The sequence below is a fragment of the Rossellomorea vietnamensis genome, from assembly GCF_008180615.1.
Lineage (GTDB): Bacteria > Bacillota > Bacilli > Bacillales > Bacillaceae_B > Rossellomorea > Rossellomorea vietnamensis_D.
Genome location: NZ_VTEH01000005.1, coordinates 49572 through 68143, shown reverse-complemented (window position 1 = coordinate 68143; position 18572 = coordinate 49572). Strand labels below are relative to the sequence as shown.

The 18572-nt window shown below is 45.4% G+C and carries 16 protein-coding genes; all 16 read right to left on the bottom strand.

Annotation, left to right across the window (positions count from 1 at the left end):
* Positions 1–5 precede the first annotated feature (5 nt).
* A complete protein-coding gene (locus FZC79_RS09035; protein ID WP_148946486.1) occupies positions 6–884 on the bottom strand; it encodes a DUF4097 family beta strand repeat-containing protein in 879 nt (292 codons plus the stop codon).
* A 211-nt stretch (positions 885–1095) separates the two neighbouring features.
* On the bottom strand, positions 1096–2250 hold the full coding sequence (locus tag FZC79_RS09030) for a homogentisate 1,2-dioxygenase (RefSeq protein ID WP_187442719.1): 1155 nt from the start codon (positions 2248–2250) through the stop codon (positions 1096–1098).
* Complete coding sequence (locus FZC79_RS09025) at positions 2244–3164, bottom strand: fumarylacetoacetate hydrolase family protein (protein WP_148946484.1); 921 nt, start codon at positions 3162–3164, stop codon at positions 2244–2246. The genes FZC79_RS09030 and FZC79_RS09025 overlap by 7 nt, the downstream gene beginning before the upstream one ends.
* Before the next feature lie 4 nt (positions 3165–3168).
* The gene (locus tag FZC79_RS09020) at positions 3169–3780 is read right to left on the bottom strand and encodes a flavin reductase family protein (RefSeq protein WP_148946483.1); all 612 of its coding nucleotides are present in this window, start codon (positions 3778–3780) and stop codon (positions 3169–3171) included.
* Complete coding sequence (gene hisC, locus FZC79_RS09015) at positions 3770–4885, bottom strand: histidinol-phosphate transaminase (protein ID WP_353733605.1); 1116 nt, start codon at positions 4883–4885, stop codon at positions 3770–3772. The genes FZC79_RS09020 and hisC overlap by 11 nt, the downstream gene beginning before the upstream one ends.
* 235 nt (positions 4886–5120) lie before the next feature.
* Positions 5121–6236 carry a 4-hydroxyphenylpyruvate dioxygenase gene (gene hppD / locus FZC79_RS09010; RefSeq protein ID WP_148946482.1) on the bottom strand — a complete coding sequence of 372 codons (1116 nt, stop codon included), beginning with the start codon at positions 6234–6236 and terminating at the stop codon, positions 5121–5123.
* 515 nt (positions 6237–6751) lie between these two features.
* The gene (locus FZC79_RS09005) at positions 6752–8179 is read right to left on the bottom strand and encodes a dihydrolipoyl dehydrogenase family protein (protein WP_148946481.1); all 1428 of its coding nucleotides are present in this window, start codon (positions 8177–8179) and stop codon (positions 6752–6754) included.
* Positions 8180–9409: a dihydrolipoamide acetyltransferase family protein gene (locus FZC79_RS09000; RefSeq protein ID WP_148946480.1), complete on the bottom strand. Its 1230-nt coding sequence runs from the start codon at positions 9407–9409 to the stop codon at positions 8180–8182.
* A 12-nt stretch (positions 9410–9421) separates the two neighbouring features.
* The gene (locus FZC79_RS08995; protein WP_148946479.1) at positions 9422–10417 is read right to left on the bottom strand and encodes an alpha-ketoacid dehydrogenase subunit beta; all 996 of its coding nucleotides are present in this window, start codon (positions 10415–10417) and stop codon (positions 9422–9424) included.
* Positions 10417–11481 (bottom strand): pyruvate dehydrogenase (acetyl-transferring) E1 component subunit alpha, encoded by a 1065-nt coding sequence (pdhA, locus tag FZC79_RS08990; protein ID WP_148946478.1) that lies wholly within the window; start codon positions 11479–11481, stop codon positions 10417–10419. The genes FZC79_RS08995 and pdhA overlap by 1 nt, the downstream gene beginning before the upstream one ends.
* 31 nt (positions 11482–11512) lie before the next feature.
* The gene (locus tag FZC79_RS08985) at positions 11513–12619 is read right to left on the bottom strand and encodes a Leu/Phe/Val dehydrogenase (protein ID WP_148946477.1); all 1107 of its coding nucleotides are present in this window, start codon (positions 12617–12619) and stop codon (positions 11513–11515) included.
* Between the two features lie 63 nt (positions 12620–12682).
* Positions 12683–13075, bottom strand: coding sequence for a thioesterase family protein (locus FZC79_RS08980; protein ID WP_148946476.1), 393 nt, complete (start codon positions 13073–13075; stop codon positions 12683–12685).
* 714 nt (positions 13076–13789) lie between these two features.
* Positions 13790–14584 (bottom strand): ABC transporter ATP-binding protein, encoded by a 795-nt coding sequence (locus FZC79_RS08975; protein WP_148946475.1) that lies wholly within the window; start codon positions 14582–14584, stop codon positions 13790–13792.
* The gene (locus FZC79_RS08970; protein ID WP_148946474.1) at positions 14568–15590 is read right to left on the bottom strand and encodes an ABC transporter permease; all 1023 of its coding nucleotides are present in this window, start codon (positions 15588–15590) and stop codon (positions 14568–14570) included. The genes FZC79_RS08975 and FZC79_RS08970 overlap by 17 nt, the downstream gene beginning before the upstream one ends.
* Before the next feature lie 16 nt (positions 15591–15606).
* Entirely contained in the window at positions 15607–16602 is a 996-nt protein-coding gene (locus FZC79_RS08965) for an ABC transporter substrate-binding protein (RefSeq protein WP_148946473.1), read from the bottom strand.
* A 1013-nt stretch (positions 16603–17615) separates the two neighbouring features.
* Positions 17616–18566, bottom strand: coding sequence for an NAD(P)H-dependent flavin oxidoreductase (locus FZC79_RS08960; protein ID WP_148946472.1), 951 nt, complete (start codon positions 18564–18566; stop codon positions 17616–17618).
* Positions 18567–18572 lie beyond the last annotated feature (6 nt).

The following is an 18572-nucleotide window of genomic DNA, read 5'->3' as shown; positions in this document are numbered from 1 at the left end:
TTTGTTTATGTTCTGAAATCAAAGTCGCCAGAAGATGTTTTGACTCTGATCGTATGTTTGCCTTCTCCCATTTTTCCTTTGATTCGGTGATCTTTCTTCTTTTCATATTGGAAGCCATCCAATTCCAGATGAGCTTCTCCTGAGCTTCCGGAGAAATCAAGGGAGAAGGATTGGGGTTTCTTGTCAAAGTAGAGCATGACATCTCCACTTGACGCTTCAGCCTCTATATTCCCTGTCAGTTCTGCAGAATGAAGGTCAATGCCGCCTGAATTTGATTCAGCGGTAATATTCCCCGTCCACTTCTTCCCAATTACATTCCCTGAAGAAGCTTTGGCATGGACATCAGCGGCTGTGAGGTTTTGCAGTAAAACTGTCCCGCTGTTTGCCTTGGCATATATCACAGGAGCCTCAATCCTATTCAAATGAATACCTCCGCTGTTTGTTTTACTTTTAAATTCGGTGTGTGCCTTTATCCTTGCTGCATCCACCTCTCCTGAACTTGCTGTAAACTTCACTTTCTTTCCTTCCAGGTCTGAAGCTTCCACTCCTCCTGAGGAAGTTTCAACTGTGATTTCCTCATACAGTTTGCCCGGAACCTGAACGCTCAGAGCCAGTTTGATCATTTCAATTCCGAAACTGAAGCCGCTGTCCCGTTCAATTTTCACTTGTACATTCAGTGCATGCCCCTGCTGCGTTACATCCATTCTGATGCTGTCTTTTAATTTAGGGCTGACCTCCCCTTTTAACTCGATTTTGATATCTTCTGATGCATGGGGAGATAAAATGACTTCTGTTGAAGAGGTATCAATAGCCAGCGCATTGACCTCGCTGCCTTCCACTATTTTCTCTCTATAGATTTCTTCTGTTTTTTTAAATCCTAACATTTTGTCACTCCTTCAATTTTGCTTCCTTTGTTACAGGCTGTTTTGATAACAGATGAACTCTCATGGCGGTTACATACTTACATGAAACAACCAGCATCCTCCGAGGAAATCTCTCGATAGTCCTCTTTAACACTATTCAATGAATAAGGCGATATCCCTTTTTAATTAACTGAAAAAGGGACACGATTGGTTATCATGTCCCTTCCTTGGATTATTCCATCCAGGAATACATATAGTTTTTGTCTTCGATATCGTGAGCTTTTTTGACGATTTTTAACGGACGGAATGTATCGATCATGACGGCGAGCTCGAGAGTTTCCTTTTTTCCGATACTCTTTTCAGTTGTGCCGGGATGCGGTCCATGAGGGATGCCGCTTGGATGAAGGGTGATCGATCCCTCGCTGATCCCCTTCCGGCTCATGAAGTTCCCTTCTACATAGTAGAGAAGTTCATCGCTGTTCACATTGCTGTGATAGTAAGGTGCCGGAATCGATTCCGGATGGTAATCATACAGTCGGGGCACAAAGGAACAAACGACGAAATTGTGCCCTTCAAATGTCTGGTGCACCGGAGGCGGCTGATGGACACGCCCGGTGATTGGCTCGAAGTCTTCAATATTGAAGACCCACGGGTACAGATAACCATCCCAGCCGACCACATCAAGCGGGTGATGATTCAGGACATGTGAATTCATCAATCCGCGGGATTTAGTGATGACTTCAAACTCCCCTTTTTCACTGAATGTTTCCAGCTTTTCAGGTCCCCGGATATCACGTTCACAAAACGGACTGTGCTCGAGCAGCTGGCCATATTCATTTCTATATCTTCTTGGAGTTGTAATTTGGCTGAAGGACTCAATAAAGAGAATCTTCGTGTCTTCTTCAGGCAGGACTCTATATATGGTGCCAATCGGGATGATGACGTAATCTCCTGGACGGTAGGTCAATGTTCCGAACATCGTTTCCACAGTCCCTTTTCCTCGATGGATATAAAGCATTTCATCTCCATCTCCATTGCGGTAGTAGCTTTCCATATTTTCAGTTGCCAGGACTGTACCGATGAGCAGGTCCTCATTCCCCAGCAAGTATTCTCTTCCTTTTAGAGCATCTCCCGACTTGGCTGCATTATCAGTCAATAAATGGCGGTGCTTCAGTTCTTGATTTTCTTCATATTGCGGCAGATAGGAGCCCAGCAGTTCTGCTTTCGCCACCTCCGTGGGCATATGGTGATGATACAGAATTGACTGAGTTCCCGAAAAGCCTTTCGTGCCCATCACTTGTTCCCGAAACAGCGTTCCATCGTCTTTCTTGAACATCGTATGACGCTTATGAGGGATTTTCCCCAGGGTGCGGTAATACATTAAAATCCTCCTTCCTTAATCTTATTACTCAATTTTCCCAAGCCCGTGATTTCAAGTTCCACAGTGTCTCCAGGCTCAAGCCAGCGGTGAACATCTGTGCCAAGTTCAAGAATGCATCCAGTCCCGACAGTGCCGGAACCGATTACCTCTCCTGGATAAAGGGTGACATCTGCGGAAGCCCTCTCAATCATCTCGGCGAATGTATAGTAAACGCTCTTGAAATTCCCGGAAGAAAGTTCCTGTCCATTCACCTTCGCTGTCATCTTCAAATCGTACCGGCCATCCTTTCGGTAGGGCTCCAGCTCATCCTTTGTCACGATATAGGGACCGATGGAGGTGGCAAAATCCTTCCCTTTAGCGGGACCTAATCCGACTTTCATTTCTTCTCTCTGAAGATCCCGTGCACTCCAATCATTCATGATGCAGTAGCCGAATATGAATTCTTCAGCGTTTTCTCTGCTGATATTCCGGCCTTCTTTGCCTATCACACAGGCAATTTCCAGCTCATAATCCAGCCAGCTGCAGTTTGCGGGACGTTGAATCGCTTCTCCATCTCCTTTTACAGCGAGATGATTCGAAAAATAAAAAACCGGCATTTCATACCATTCGGGAACGACATCCAGGCCCCGATTTCTTCTCGCTGTTTTCACATGTTCTTCAAAAGCATAGAAATCGCGGATACTGTTGGGCCGGGGGACAGGAGCTTTAACCAATACTTCCTCCATAGAATATATGCCCTTATCGGCCGGATTCATTTCCTGCAGCAACTTCATATTCTTCTCACTGTTTTCCAAAAAGGACAAGATATTATCTGGCAGGGCACCTTCACTTGCTTCATGGACATCCACTACTGTATGTTCATCCTTAAGGACGCCGAGCCTGAGTTCACCATCCCTGTTTTGATAACTAATAAATTTCATAGCCTCACCTTTTCCTGACCATTTCAAATGTCTCTGCCATAGGCTTTGTATACATCTGTCCGGCCATCCTCCCGACAGGCTTCAGTTGCTCGGTGTCAATTTTGCCGTTGTAATAAAGCTCGTCGGCCACACGGACATACTCCACCTTGCCGATGACCAGGCTACCTGATCCCGCTCCATCGCCGAAATGAAGCACCTGATGAAGGGAACATTCCAGCTGGACTTTGCTTTCCTTGACACCCGGAGGACTTACCATAACGGACTCCAGCTTGGTCAAGCCTGTTTCCTCAAACTCATCGATACCTGATTCATATTCAATTGCGGTATTATTCATCTGCTCTGTAAACTCTTCGCTCACGACATTAATAACGAATTCCTTAGTGCTCTCAATATTATTCAGAGTATCTTTCTTGCCGCCATCCGTTCCCCTTCTCATCGGTGAAAAACAGACAAGCATCGGATCTGCACTGATAGCTGTAAAAAAGCTGAAAGGAGCAAGATTGGCTTTTCCGTTTTCATCGAGAGTCGAGACAAAGGCGATAGGACGGGGAACAATCGATCCGACCAGCAGCTTATAAGCATCTTTCCACTCGAGCGTGTCCGGTTTAATTTCCATGGTTGCCCTCCTTCTCTTCTGCAATGACCTGTTTCAAGCCTTGAATAAAAAGTTGGTTGTCCGTTTCTGTTCCGATGGTGACCCTGACTGTAGTTGGAAAACCAAGCAATGTACCGGCCCGGACAATGATTCCATGCTTCAGCAGCCCGGCTGCCGCTATATCTCCTCTTATGCCGCAGTCCACCATGATGAAATTAGATTGTGAAGGAAAGCAGGTTAATCCCATTTTACTGAATTCAGCCTGCAGATAATTTCTTCCTTTTTCGTTCATCCTCGCACACTCTTCAATGAATTCCTGATCCTCGATCGCGGCAATGGCAGCTCCCTGGGCAAGCCGGCTGACATTGAACACATCTTTGACTTTCCTTAATTGGGTGGCAATTTCTTCATTCATCACGCCAAAACCGACACGAAGACCTGCTAATCCATATATCTTTGAAAAAGTCCGTAAAACAATTAAATTTTCAAACTGACCGAGGAGCGGAATGCAATGAAGATAGTCATCTGTCGTCACATATTCCACATAAGCTTCGTCCACTATGACAAGAATATCCTGAGGGACCTCTTCCAAAAACTTTAAGAGCTCCAGTTTTCCATTTATCGTCCCAGTAGGGTTATTCGGGTTGCAGACAAACACCATTCTGGTCCGCTCTGTAATCTTCTCCAGCATCCCTTTTAAATCGTGGACGCCGTCGACTAGGGGAACAATAACAGGTGTTCCTCCTTCTAAGAATACATTTGTCTGATACCTTGGGAATGTGACATCCGCCATCACAGCTTCGTCACCTTCGCTTATATACGCTCTCGTCAGCAGGCGGATCACTTCATCCGAGCCATTGCCGAACACAAGCTGTTCCGGTGCCGCATTTAGGAATTCACTTGTCTTCTTAGTCAGTTCCTGTGCCATGCCATCCGGATAAAGATAAATATCCGATCCTCCTGTACTCAGGTACGCTTTTACACTGGGGGAGCATCCATAGATATTTTCATTTTCCGAGAGCTTGCGAATTTCCGAGAGCCCCAGTTCAAGCTTAATTTCAGCGATACTCTTTCCAAGGACATAAGGCGCAATCTCTTCGACTCTCTTTCTCGTTTTAAATTTCACGGCCACCTTCGACCCCCGCTTTCTAGAAAAACTGTTTTCATATCGAATTGACATCTGCTGCAGAGTACTCAACCACATGCCTGCCTTCATTCCTATTCTCTTGCAAAATGAAAGGGAGTCCCTCCAAGGTTTCAATCTCCGCCTGCTATAAAAGGCTGATTGATATGTTTTCCTATTCCTTGTAGGGACATCCCTTTATGATGAGATGCCGCTTCCGGACTTCTCAGATACTATTTTATAAGTTGCCTCGGCGCTCCTGTTCACGCTCGATCGATTCAAACAGGGCCTTGAAGTTTCCTTCACCAAAACCTCTTGCACCTTTGCGCTGGATCACTTCAATGAAAAGTGTCGGCCTGTCTACAATCGGTTTTGTGAAGATTTGCAGCAGATATCCTTCATCATCCCTGTCCACGAGAATCTTCAATTCTTTGATTTTAGAAATCTCTTCATCGATCTCCCCTACACGCTCGGAAAGCATGTCGTAGTATGTGTCCGGAGTATCAAGGAACTCAACACCATTTTCCTTCAGGATGGAAATCGTCTCGACGATGTCTTCTGTCAAGATGGCGATATGCTGTACTCCAGGTCCGTTAAAGAATTCAAGATATTCCTGAATCTGCGATTTTCTCTTTCCATCAGCCGGTTCATTGATCGGGAACTTGATCCGGCCGCCGTTATGCATCACTTTTGACATCAAAGCTGAATATTCAGTGTTGATATCGTCATTTGTGAAGTGCCTCATTTCTTTGAAGCCCATGACTTTTTCGTAGTAGGAGACCCACTCTTCCATTCTTTCCACATTTCCTACTACATGGTCGACAGCGATGATTCCTGCATCTTTAAACGGAACTTTCATTTCCATCGCTTCGAATCCCGGCATGAATATACCTTTATAGTCCTTGCGTTCCACAAGAGTATGGATGGTATCACCGTATGTACCAATAATGGCTTTTTTCACTGTTCCGTTATCATCGGATAGTGTCATCGGCGGAGTGATTTCAATAGCTCCTCTGGATACAGCTTCACTGTAAGCCTTTTCAACATCATCCACAGCAAGAGCGATGTCCTTGATTCCGTCTCCATGCTGTTTTACAAAAGAAGCAACTCGGGAGCTTTCAGTAAGTGAACCGGTGATCAGCATCCGTACCTTGTTCTGCTGAAGAACATAAGATACGGTTTCACGGTTTCCTGTTTCAAGACCTGAATAAGCAACCATTTTGAAACCGAATGCTGTACAGAAATAATGGGCGGCTTGTTTTGCATTTCCTGTATAGTACTCGAGATAGTCTACGTCTCTTACCGGAAAGAAATCTTCTACCTTTTGATTTGTTTCAGCCATTTTACCTTGCATTGTAACAACCTCCATTTTTGTTTTAATCTGGTGATTATTTTTTAAAAGAGTTGTTGATTTCCGTTCCAGACGTACGACTCCGCGGGGCGTGCGGTGAATTTAAAAGCGGAAGCGGCCGTTCAGCGACGTACAGATTTTAGGGCTCTCGTATGAGATAAAGGAATCACGAAGAGCGCTAGCGATTCGATGATGACTTATCGCAAGGAGAGAGACCGAAATCTGCTAGTCGCTGGCCGCTGGAGCTAGATGAGCCTCCTCGGCTTTGCCTGCGGGGTCTCACCTGCCCGCTAGTCCCGCAGGAGATCGTACGACTTCCACTACAATCAACGCTTTGTTAAAAAGTAAAGTATAACAATCACTTAGAAAAAGACCTATTTTATTATTCTAAATATTATGATAGTTTTTGTTTCACCTTTTCTCAAGAGCGGGAGTTAAAGCAGAAACGCATCACCGCAGTAAAGCATTCAGCACTTAATCTCAGCTGCTTCGCGTTTGAAGAAGGATAGTAAACCCCCTCAAACTGAATATTCCTTTTGCTTCACTGGAGGAAGGTGTACCGCCTTGCCCTTCAATGCTTCCATAGCTTCCTGCAGGCTCTCGCTTGTGTTTGGATGCGGATAATAGGGATAAGAAAAATCTTCATCTCTACCTGCCATTTCCATCCCCACAGCTGACCCTGAAATCATTTCCACTGCTCCGCTGCCGATCATGTGAATTCCCAGAATCAAATCACTGGAAGAATCGGAGACAACCTTGATCAACCCTTCTTTTTCTCCAATAAGCTGGGCGAAACCGTTGCCTCCCATTGGATAGGTGCTCACAGAAATATCATGTTCCGCAGCAGCTTCCTTCTCAGTCAATCCGATTGAGGCGACCGGCGGAATGGTTTGGGCTACATCTGGCAGAAGCATGCCATCATACTCTGCTGCTAAGCCTGCAGCATTTTCCGCCGCCACTTTTCCCTGCCTGATCGCCTTGACAGCAAGCGGAGAGCCGTTAACCGCATCACCCACAGCATAAATGCCTGGTATAGATGTTCTGCACGTTTCATCGATTTCAATGAAATGATCTTCAGTGAGTCTCATCTTTAATCGATTAACCCCTAAGCCTTCTACATTGCCAATGAGCTTCCTTGCTGTAAAGAAGTAAGGGGATTCAAGTGTCACGGAGTCACTGCCTTCTTTTTCAAGCGAAATCGAAACTCCTTCAAGAGATTCTGAAACATCCACAGGGGTAAAGCCGGACAGCAGCTTCACCTTCATTTTCTTTAAAACCCTTGTCAGTTCTTTGTTGATCGAATCATCAAATGGAAGTACCCCATCCAGGACAAGCGTCACCTTCGTTCCTAACGCAGCAAAACTGGACGCCGCCTCGAGTTCAATATAACTGTTTCCATAAATGGCCAGCTCCTCAGGAAGATTGCTTAATTCATAGATAGAAAACTCGTCTAAGATTCTTCCGCTGTATCCTGGGATAAAAGAAGGCTGTTCTCTTTTAGCACCAGTGGCAATGATTGCGGATTGGAAAGAATAGACTGTAAAGCTGTGTCCATTTTCCACGCCGATTTTATTTTGGGAAAGAAATGATGCCGTGCCTTTTACAATTTCAACTTTATTTGCCTCGCAAAGTGAACTGACACCCTGTTTCAGTTGAGCTATTAAACTGTTTTTATAGTTTTGAAGTTTGGACAGGTTAACAGAAACATCACCTGAGTCCAGCCCCATCTTTTGATAGTGACTCATTTCTTTATGTTTCCTAGCTAACTGTGTAAAAACCTTAGATGGTATACAGCCCTTATTCAGGCACACGCCGCCCATATCTTCTTTTTCAACGAGCAGGACGGAAAGCCCCAGTTGTGCTGCTCTTATGGCAGCGTGATAACCGCCGGGACCACCGCCAATAATGACCAGCTCTCGTTCTTCAGCCAACTCGCCAACTACCATTTACATCAACTCCACAATCATAAGATTAGGATTTTCAATCAGTTCGGCAAATCGGTTCGTGAATGCTACCGCAGTCGCTCCATCAGCTGCCCTATGATCAAATGACATCGAAATATTCATCATGGAACGGATCACGATTTTATCTTTTTCATTGACCATCGGCCTTTTCTTTGTTTTATGAAAAGAGACCAAAGCCACTTCAGGATGATTGATGATCGGAGTTGCTCCGATGGATCCCCCCATCGGCCCCACATTGGAAATCGTGAAGGTGCCTCCCGTTACCTCCCTGGAGACGAGCTTGTTCTCCCTGGCTTTCAAGGTGCTGGCCTTCATTTCAGAATGGATTGTCTTTAACGACTTACTTTCCACATTCTTGACCACCGGCACAATCAGACCATCTTCTGTATCTGTTGCTACCCCGATATTATGATCCTTGATGAAGGTAATCTGTTCTTTTTCTTCATCCACTCTTGCATTGAAGATCGGAAACTCCTTCAGCGCAATGGATAGGGCTTTTACAAAAAAGGCTGAGGCGGAAATATTGGTATCCGCTTGCTTCAGTTGATTTCTTAACAGCATCATGTTCGTGACATCAATTTCCTCAAAATGGGTACAGTGAGGAATCGTCATCAGGGAGGACTTCATTTTCATGCCGATCTGCTTACGCCTGCCCCTGAACGGAATGCTTTCACTATTCATTGAGACAGCAGGCTTATTTTCAGCCAGAACGGTTTCTGTAACCTCTTTCGAATCAGAAGGAGATCCCCCATCTCCTTCTACGAATCTCATAACATCTTCATCTGTTATCCTTCCGGCTGCCCCTGTTCCTTCAATCTTTGTTATATCAACGCCTTGTTCTCTCGCAATTTTTCTCGTATAGGGAGCTGCCAAAATTCTCTTTCTGCTCCGGGGAAGGTTAGAAGAGGACGCTGCTGCTGCGACGGTTTCCCGCGCTTCCTTGTTTTCTTGAGTTTTCTCTGGTCTCTGTTTGGTAATTTGAGCTGCTTCCATCACTAAGACGACCGTTCCTACTTCTATCGTGGTTCCTTCTGAAACTAATATCTCTTTGATCGTCCCGGCTGCAGGAGAAGGGATTTCCGCAGTCATTTTATCTGTCTGCACTTCTACCAATGGCTGATCGGCCTTTACTGAATCACCGGCTTTTACGAAGAAATGGCTGACATGCGCCTCTGTCATCCCCTCGCCGATATCATGCAGTTTAACTTCCATCCTCTCCACCCCCTAGAATTTTGCTGCTTTCTCAACTGCCTTCAGCACTCTTTCTGAAGTCGGCAGATAGTAATCTTCGAACCCGAAATACGGTACAGGTGTATCAAAACCGGTCACTCTCTCAACAGGTGCTTTCTGATAGAGAAAAGAAGTATCGTTGATGATGGCCAGTACGTCATTCCCCACACCACCGGTAGCATGCGCTTCGTGGACTACCACTGTTCTTCCTGTCTTCTGTACAGAGTCTGCTATGATATCTTTGTCGATGGGATAAAGTGTTCGAAGGTCAATTACCTCACAGCTGATTCCTTTGCTCTCAGCTTCCTTAGCGGCTTGTGAAGCGACCGGAACCATGGCTCCCCAGGCGATGATTGTCACATCTTCTCCTTCCTTGACCACTTTTCCTTTTCCAAGCTCGATTGAATATTTCTCTTCCGGCACTTCCTGTTTGGCAGCACGGTAAATCCGCATTGGCTCAAGGAACAGGACAGGATCCGGATCCTCGATGGCTGCTATCAGCAAACCTTTTGCATCATAAGGATTTGAAGGGCAGACGACCTTCAGTCCAGGCATATGTGTGAAAATCGCTTCCGTACTGTCTGAGTGAATCTCGGGTGCGCGGACACCCGCTCCATAAGGTGCACGGACTACAAGCGGACAGGTGAAATGCCCAAGTGTTCTTGCACGCAGCCTCGACGCATGGGTCATCAGCTGTTCATAGGCCGGGTAAATGAAACCAAGAAATTGAATTTCCGCTACCGGGATGAAACCATTTGCCGCCATACCGATGGCTGCCCCGATAAAACCTGCTTCACTTAAAGGAGTGTCCATGACCCTGTCTTCACCGAACTCTTCCTGCAGTCCATCCGTTGCCCGGAAGACCCCGCCGTTTTTTCCGATATCCTCTCCAAGAAGGAGAACGTTCTCTTTCTCCTTTAGCATGATGCGCATTGCATCCGTGATGGCACCGACCATTGTCATCTGATTCGTTTTCACCGCAGTCTTCATCATCCTTCACCTCGCAGCTGCCCGAGCAGCAAATCTTTCTGCTCTGAGATTGTCCATGTCGGCTTTTCAAATACATAATCAAAGATGACAGCAGGATCCGCTTCCGGATAGCTCTCTAATTCTTCCACAGCTTGATTGACTTCAGCTGTACTTTCTTTTTGCAGGGAATCAGCCCACTCCTGGTCCCACCAGCCCTGTTGCTCCATGAATCTTTTAAGCCTGTCGAGCGGGTCGCCAAGTTTTCTTCGTTCATCGCTTTCCTCTTGGTTTCTATATTTCGTCGGATCGTCAGCCGTTGTATGTGCTCCATACCTCCAAGTCACCGCTTCGATCAGTGTCGGCCCTTCTCCATTTCTTGCCCGCTCTAATGCTTTTAACGTCTGGAAGTAAACCGCAAAGATATCATTTCCATCGATACGGACACCTGGGATATCATAAGCAAGAGCTTTTTGGGCGATCGTTTTGGTTTTCATCTGCTTTGCCATGGGTACAGAGATAGCATATCCGTTATTTTGGTTAAAAAAGACAACGGGCGCATTCAAGACGCTGGCAACATTCAGGCCTTCATGAAAATCACCTTCTGAAGTAGCGCCGTCTCCAAAGTAGACAATCGCAGCATTTTTAGTGCCTTTCCGCATTTCAGCATAAGCTGCTCCGGCTGCATGGGGAAGCTGGGTCGCAATCGGAATACCAGGCGGAAAGATTTTTTTCCCTTCCGGAGGGACGCATCCTTCATTTCTTCCTTTCCAGAACAGAAGGATATTTCTCAATGAATGCCCAAAAGTCATCGCCGCCCCGTGATCACGGTAGGAAGGAAACATCCAATCTTCATTCCCAAGGGCTATTGAACTTCCAACCTGTGAAGCTTCCTGTCCCTCAAAGGGGGCATAAGTTCCAATACGTCCCTGCCTCTGCAAGCTGATGGATTTTTTGTCAAATGTCCTGATCCTCACCATATGCCGGTAAAAATTCCTGGCCAGTTCTTCTGTAATACGCTCATCTCTTTCTCCCACAAACTTGCCGTCGTTATCTATTACTCTATAAATCGGGAATTGTTCTTCCATCTCTTCACCTCTAGTCTTTTAATGGAATTTCTTACGTACGTACGGACCACTTTGGTCTCTTCATATGAGAGAAAAAGCTGTTTCGGCGGGAGCGTGTATGGATAAGATTTTCACAGTACCGGTCAGCCGCTTCCACAGATGTGATGCCTTCTCTTTCCGCCTGTGCATAGATTCTTTGCAGGGAATTATAAATAGTTCTCGTCTTCTGCAGCACCCGCTCCTTATTCGGTTCATATAATTCATCCGCTACCTGAATCAGGCCTCCTGCGTTCACAATATAATCCGGGGCGTACAGGATCCCTCTTTCATGCAGTCTTTTGCCATGTTTCATCTGAAGCAGCTGGTTGTTGGCCGACCCCACTACAGCTTTCCCTTTCAGCTTTTCAACCGTCTCGTCATTGATGATGCCGCCGATTGCGCAAGGCACGAACACATCCGCATCAACAGAATAAATTTCATCACCTGAAACGACCTTGATGGCCACTCCTTTTTCTTTCGCTCTGGATACCAGGTCATCGATCGCATGCTGATTGATATCCGCGATATAGAGCTCTGCTCCTTCATCCATAAGGCGTTCAGCGACCTTAATGCCGACTTTTCCAAGTCCTTGGATGGCGTAGCTTCTTGCTCCCAAGTCCTCTTCGCCCCAAATGGTTTTGTTGGTAATCTGCAGTCCGTAGATGACCCCCATGGCTGTCGGGATGGAAGAATCACCGCTGCCCCCGTATTCTTCATTGACTCCGACAATACAATTCGTCTCTTTCAACGCATAAATGAAATCTTCTGGTGTTGTCCCCATGTCTGTACCTGTATAGAATCTCCCATTCAATGATTCTACGAATTGTCCGAAAGCACGGAACAATTCCGGGTTCTTATCTTTTTGAGGATCGCCGATTATGACTGCTTTCCCTCCGCCGAAATCCACGTCTGCTGCGGCACATTTATAGGTCATTCCCCTTGATAATCTCAAAACATCTTCCAAAGCTTCATCCACTGATTTATATGGTCTCATCCGGCAGCCGCCTAATGCGGGCCCGAGTGTCGTATTATGTATGGCAATGATCGCCTTCAAACCGGTCTCTTCATCATTGCAGAACACCACTTGTTCATGCTCACGAATCTTTTCAAACATATCCATGAAATCATCTCCTATACCCTTTTGTTTGAAACCGCTTACAAATTCCGACACAATGCATCGGAATCATTCTCCCTTATTCCCCATCATCTCTATCTTTTGTTTCGGAAGGATAACCTGTTTCACTTCGCCAATCCCTATCAGGCCATTCTCATTTCTAGCCTCTACTTTTGTTATTACGACATTGGCACAGAGGTCGGTCAGCGTTGCCGTAACGGTTACCGTTGTCCCTTCCTGGCTGGGAGCGATATGCTTCATGGAAACCGCGCCTCCCATCCCCTCTTCATCTTCTTCCAGGAAAGGAAGGATGATCTTCCTTGACGCCCACTCCATGTGATAAACCATGGTAACAGTAGAGTAAACAGGATGAACAATTTCCCCTTCGAATTGGGCAAACATTTCAGGAGTCACTGTGGCAGTAACAGAAGCTGTCTGTCCCACCATCATGCCGTTCTTCATATTGCCCCCTCCTTTTTAACCCTTTTCTGCATAAAACATATAACGTTTATTCAACGATATAATAACATTTTGTATAATAAATAGTCAATAAATTGTAAAGATTTAAATTAGTTTGATAAAGGTAAGCGTGAGAGAGCTTTATCACGGGTTGTGACATTCTTGCCCAGGAAAGCGGATGCCAGGCAAATACCGATACTTTTGGAAGATCCATTTTGTTGTGTGATATTGCTTTCAATAGAGCGGAGAGGTTCTTTAGGATTCTATGCATTTATTTAGCTGCATTCTGTGGAGTAGTGGAAACGGTCGGGCATGACCATGCTGTCGCGTCCGCCGCTCCACAATAAGCAAATATTCTTCTTATGAAGATTAGTGGACGAAAAGTGGACGCACCTCAGGCAGCCCCGGCAGGCAAATATTCTCTTGAGGTTACTTGACCGCGAGGGCCAGGCGCTGGAACTTGGCGGCACCTAGTCCACAGAAACTCGTCCTTCTTCCGCTCAAAAGAACAAAAGCGGAGCGCCTTGTCCAGCCCCGACAGGCAAACGTTCCTCAGAGAAAAAAGGCGCACTTTCCTTAATTCTTTGAGGGTTACTTGACCCCGAGGGGCCAGGTGCTGAAGCTGGACGTGAATAATATAGCTATAAGTTATCCACTGAGGGTGATTTTTTAATTCATAAACAACAAAAAAGGATGGGGTCTCCATCCTTTTTTCTGTCAGGCAAGTATCGCTTTGTCGCTTGCCATTTGTGTTCCTCTGATTCTTTGAAACTCTTTTAACAATCCTTGAACAGTCAATTCCTTCTTTTGTTCTTCACTGACTTCAAGGATGATTTCCCCTTTATCCATCATGATCAGCCTGTTTCCAAGGTCAATCGCCTGCTGCATATTATGAGTGACCATCAATGTTGTCAATTGATACTTATCAACAATTTCCTTGGTTAAATTGGTGATCAGCTCTGCACGAGATGGATCCAGTGCGGCGGTATGCTCATCCAGAAGGAGAATCGACGGTTCAGTGAATGTCGCCATCAGCAGAGACAAGGCCTGCCGCTCACCGCCTGAAAGCAGCCCGACTTTTGCATTCAAGCGATTTTCCAAATTAAGGTGAAGAGACTCCAGAACCTCCTTGAAGTACTCTCTTCTTCTTTTGGTGACTCCGCTTTTAAGTGTCCTTCGTTTATTCCTTGAATAAGCCATGGCGAGATTTTCTTCAATCGTCATGGTTGGTGCGGTACCAGCCATAGGATCCTGGAAAACCCGTCCAATCAGATTGGAACGTTTGTATTCCGATACTTTTGTGACATCCTTGTCATCAATGATGACTTCTCCTGTATCCGGGGTCAGTACTCCAGAGATCATGTTCATCAGGGTTGATTTTCCCGCCCCATTACTTCCGATGACTGTGACGAAATCACCGGGATTCATCGTCAGGCTGACATCTCCAAGTGCCACTTTCTCATCAGGTGTTCCTTCATTGAAAATTTTATGGATTCTATTTAATTGTAACACCGCTCTCATCCTTCCCCTCTGGAGTTAAAGCGAGCTCCTGAAGCCGCTGGGCATGTTTCGCAGCCTTACGTTTTCTTTCTTTATAGCGGTCCATGAATCTTGGCATCACCAGTGCCAGAATGACGATGGTTGCCGTAATCAGTTTCATATCGCCCGTTTCAAGGAATTCAACACGCAATGCCATGCTGACAACGATACGGTAAATGATTGCCCCTCCAATAACAGCAAGTGTCGTTCTGACAATAGTCTTAGTACCAAAAAGAGCCTCACCGATAATAACGGATGCCAAACCGATGATGATCATCCCGATCCCCATACCTACATCGGCAAAACCTCCATATTGAGCAATCAATGCCCCTGAAAGCGCCACCATGGCATTAGAGATTCCAAGTCCTAAAATAATCAAAAGGTTTGTATTTGCAGAGAAACTTCTAATCATCCTCTGATTATCACCAGTCGCCCTTAAAGCTAATCCAATCTCAGTACGAAGAAATCTATCTGTTAAAAATTTAATCAGGAAAGTGACAATAATCATAAAGAAAAGTATGCCCCAAGTGTTAGGAAGAAACTCTCCAAGTCCGATAGCAGACAGCATATTATTCAGCGCTGAATCTATCCCCAGCTTTGACCAGATGCTTTCCACTGTTGTAAATGATGTTTCCTGATTCAACAGTGGCACATTAGATCTGCCCATGATTCTCAAGTTTATTGAATACAAGGCAATCATCATTAAAATACCAGATAATAAGGCATTAATTTTTCCGAAGGTATGAAGTACACCTGTAATACAACCTGCTGCAAAACCAGCTGCCACAGCCAGTATTGTTGCTATGAAAGGATTCATACCACTTACAACAAGGGTGGCAGCAACTGCCGCCCCTGTCACAAAACTTCCATCTACAGTCAAGTCTGGAAAATCCAATATTCGGAAAGAGAGGTATACTCCCAGCGCCATTATCGCGTAGATGATCCCTGATTCAAAGGAACCAAAAATTGCAGTAAACACGATGCATCACCCCTTCTTATTCTCCTTCAAAAAACTCTCCAAGCTCGCTCCATTCTTTTTTTACTTCAACGCCTTGTTCTTCTGCAGCTTCCTTATTTATCATCAGTTGGAAGCTTTGCGGATATTCAATATTGATTTCAGATGGTTCGTTCTCTCCTTTGAGAATTTTAACGGCCATAAGTCCAGTCTCGTAACCTAAATCACTATAACTAAACCCACTGGCTGCAACTGCTCCACGCTTCATTGAATCCAATTCACCCACGAAAAGAGGAATGTCCTTATCATTTGCTACTGAGATAACAGATTCCAACGCTGACACTACTGTATTATCAGTAGGGACATAAATGGCATCGACTCGGCCGACCAAAGACTCTGCAGCTTGTTTAACTTCAGCAGAGGTAGAAACTGAAACTTCTGTAATTTCTGCTCCATTTTCTTTTGCAAGTTTCTCTACTTCCTTGACCTGAACCTCTGAATTTTGTTCACCTGAATTATAAATGACTCCAATATTCTTTGCCCCAATTTCTTCGGTTATGAAATTGATGGTTTTAGAAATTGCTTCCGGATGTGTATCTGATGTACCAGTAATGTTATCACCCGGCTTGTCAAAGGCTTCAACCAGCCCTGCCCCCACTGGATCAGTTACTGAGGTGAATACGATGGGAATATCCTTTGTCGCATTCAAAGCACTTAAAGCACTTGGTGTTGAGTTAGCAAAAATCAAATCGACTTTGTCTCCAACAAAGTTATTAGCAATAGACTGCGCATTGCTTTGTTCCCCTTGCGCAATCTGCAAATCAAACTCAACATTATCCCCTTCTTTATACCCATTCTCTTCAAGTGCTTTTTTGAACCCTTCATAAGCTGCATCCAGCGAAGGATGTTCAACAATTTGACTTACCCCGATCTTGTACATTTTATCCCCTGATGCCGCATCCTTATCACTGCCGCACCCTGCTAGCATCAGTGACCCTGCCAAAACAGAACTTAATAACAGCAAACTCTTTCTCAACTGAAATCCCCCTTTGTTCTATCAAGAATATTTATATACAGGGGCATGTACCCCTCCATATCAAAAAAGGTTCCTAAAGGCGAATGGTTGATAGTCGTTTTGCATTCTTCTATCGCCAGGATCTTTCACTTTATCGCTTTAGTGTGATGAAATTCATTGTCTTCGTAATTACAACGTTATAGTATCACCGAAGTAAAGATAAAGTCAATAATATTCCGAAAATTTAAAAATTAGTATCATTATATATTGTTTCAATCTTTAAAGCTATATTCTATTTTTAATTACTGCTTTTCCTTATAAAATAATGACAGGCATAGAAGGTTTATTCGGTTTCGTGAAAATATAATGATTCAGCTTTTTGATTATAGGAGCTTTCCTGAGCCTGGACTCATTTCTTGGGAACATCATCTCTTGGTGGCCGACGCTTTCTTGTACCCAAGCCAGACTCTTGGGAACATCATCTCTTGATGGATGACGGTTTCATGTATCCGAGCCAGACTCTTGGGAACATCATCTCTTGGTGGTCGACGCTTTCTTGTACCCAAGCCAGCCTCTTGGGGACATCATCTCTTGATAGAAGACCACTTCATGTACCCAAGCCTGCCTCTTGAGGACATCATCTCTTGGTAGGTGACGGTTTCATGTATCCAAACCAGCCTCTTGGGGACATCATTTCCTGGTGGTCGACGCTTTCTTGTACCCAAGCCAGCCTCTTGGGGACATCATCTCTTGGTGGGTGACGGTTTCATGTATCCAAACCAGCCTCTTGGGGACATCATCTCCTGGTGGCCAACGCTTTCTTGTATCCAAGCTAGGTACTTGAGAACATGATCTCTTGGTGGCCGACGCTTTCATGTACCCAAGCCAGCCTCTTGAGGACATCATCTCTTGATAACAGCAGCGATTACGGTGCCCATACCAGCACTTGCAGGCTGCGTCCTGTGCAACGCCCCTTTCAGAGAAGCTTCACGCCTACAACACACAAAAAAAAAGACGAACATAATTGTCCGTCTTCACACCAGTTTTTCCGCTCCAGCAGTTAAGCATTCTCTCGCTTCTATGATCATTCTTTCAAACAATTCTGCAACGGTCGGGATATCGGCAATCAAGCTGCTCACCTGTCCGCCATTGATGAAACCTTCATCCAGCCTGCCTTCCAATGCACCTTTTATGTGATAATCCTCGGAAGTGATCCTCGCAAAGCCGGCTGAATCCATGCCTTCTTTTTCATGAGCCAAAAGCTTATCCGCATAGGGTGTTTTCATGATCCTGCGGACACGGCCGACGCTTCTTCCGACAATCACTGTTCCCTTATCATCTGCTTCCAGCAAGGTATTTTTATAGTTTTCATGGAAAGGAGCCTCGACAGTAGCAATCAACCGTGTACCCATTTGAACCCCCGATGCGCCGAGGGCAAGCATGGCAGCAAGCCCTTTCCCGCTTCCAATTCCGCCGGCAGCTATAACGGGGATGTTCACTGCTTCTAAAATCTGTGGAATCAAGGTGAGTGTCGTCGTTTCGAGGCTCGAATTGATTCCGGCCGCTTCATAGCCTTCCGCCACAATGATATCTGCCCCTGCCTGCTGGGCTTTCACGGCTTGCTTTGCCGAAGCGACCACGCAGATGACCTTAATCCCTCTCTCTTTAAAAACAGGGATGAGAAGTGCAGGGTTTCCTGCAGAAAGAGAGACAGCTGCAAGATCATGTTTCAAAACAAGGCCTGCTATTTCTTTTAAATGTTCCGTGACAGAGATGGGGATGTTGAGGGCAAAAGGTTTCTCTGTCAGCTTCTTTGTTTCAAGAATGATTTCTTCCACTTCTTCGGGGGGCATCGTTCCAGCCCCGATGGTTCCGAGTCCTCCGGCTTCCGAGACGGCTGAAGTCAGCTGGGCATTGCTGATATTCCCCATTCCTCCTTGCAGAATGGGATAGGAGATTCCAAGAATTTCAGTTACTTTGTCCACTGCACT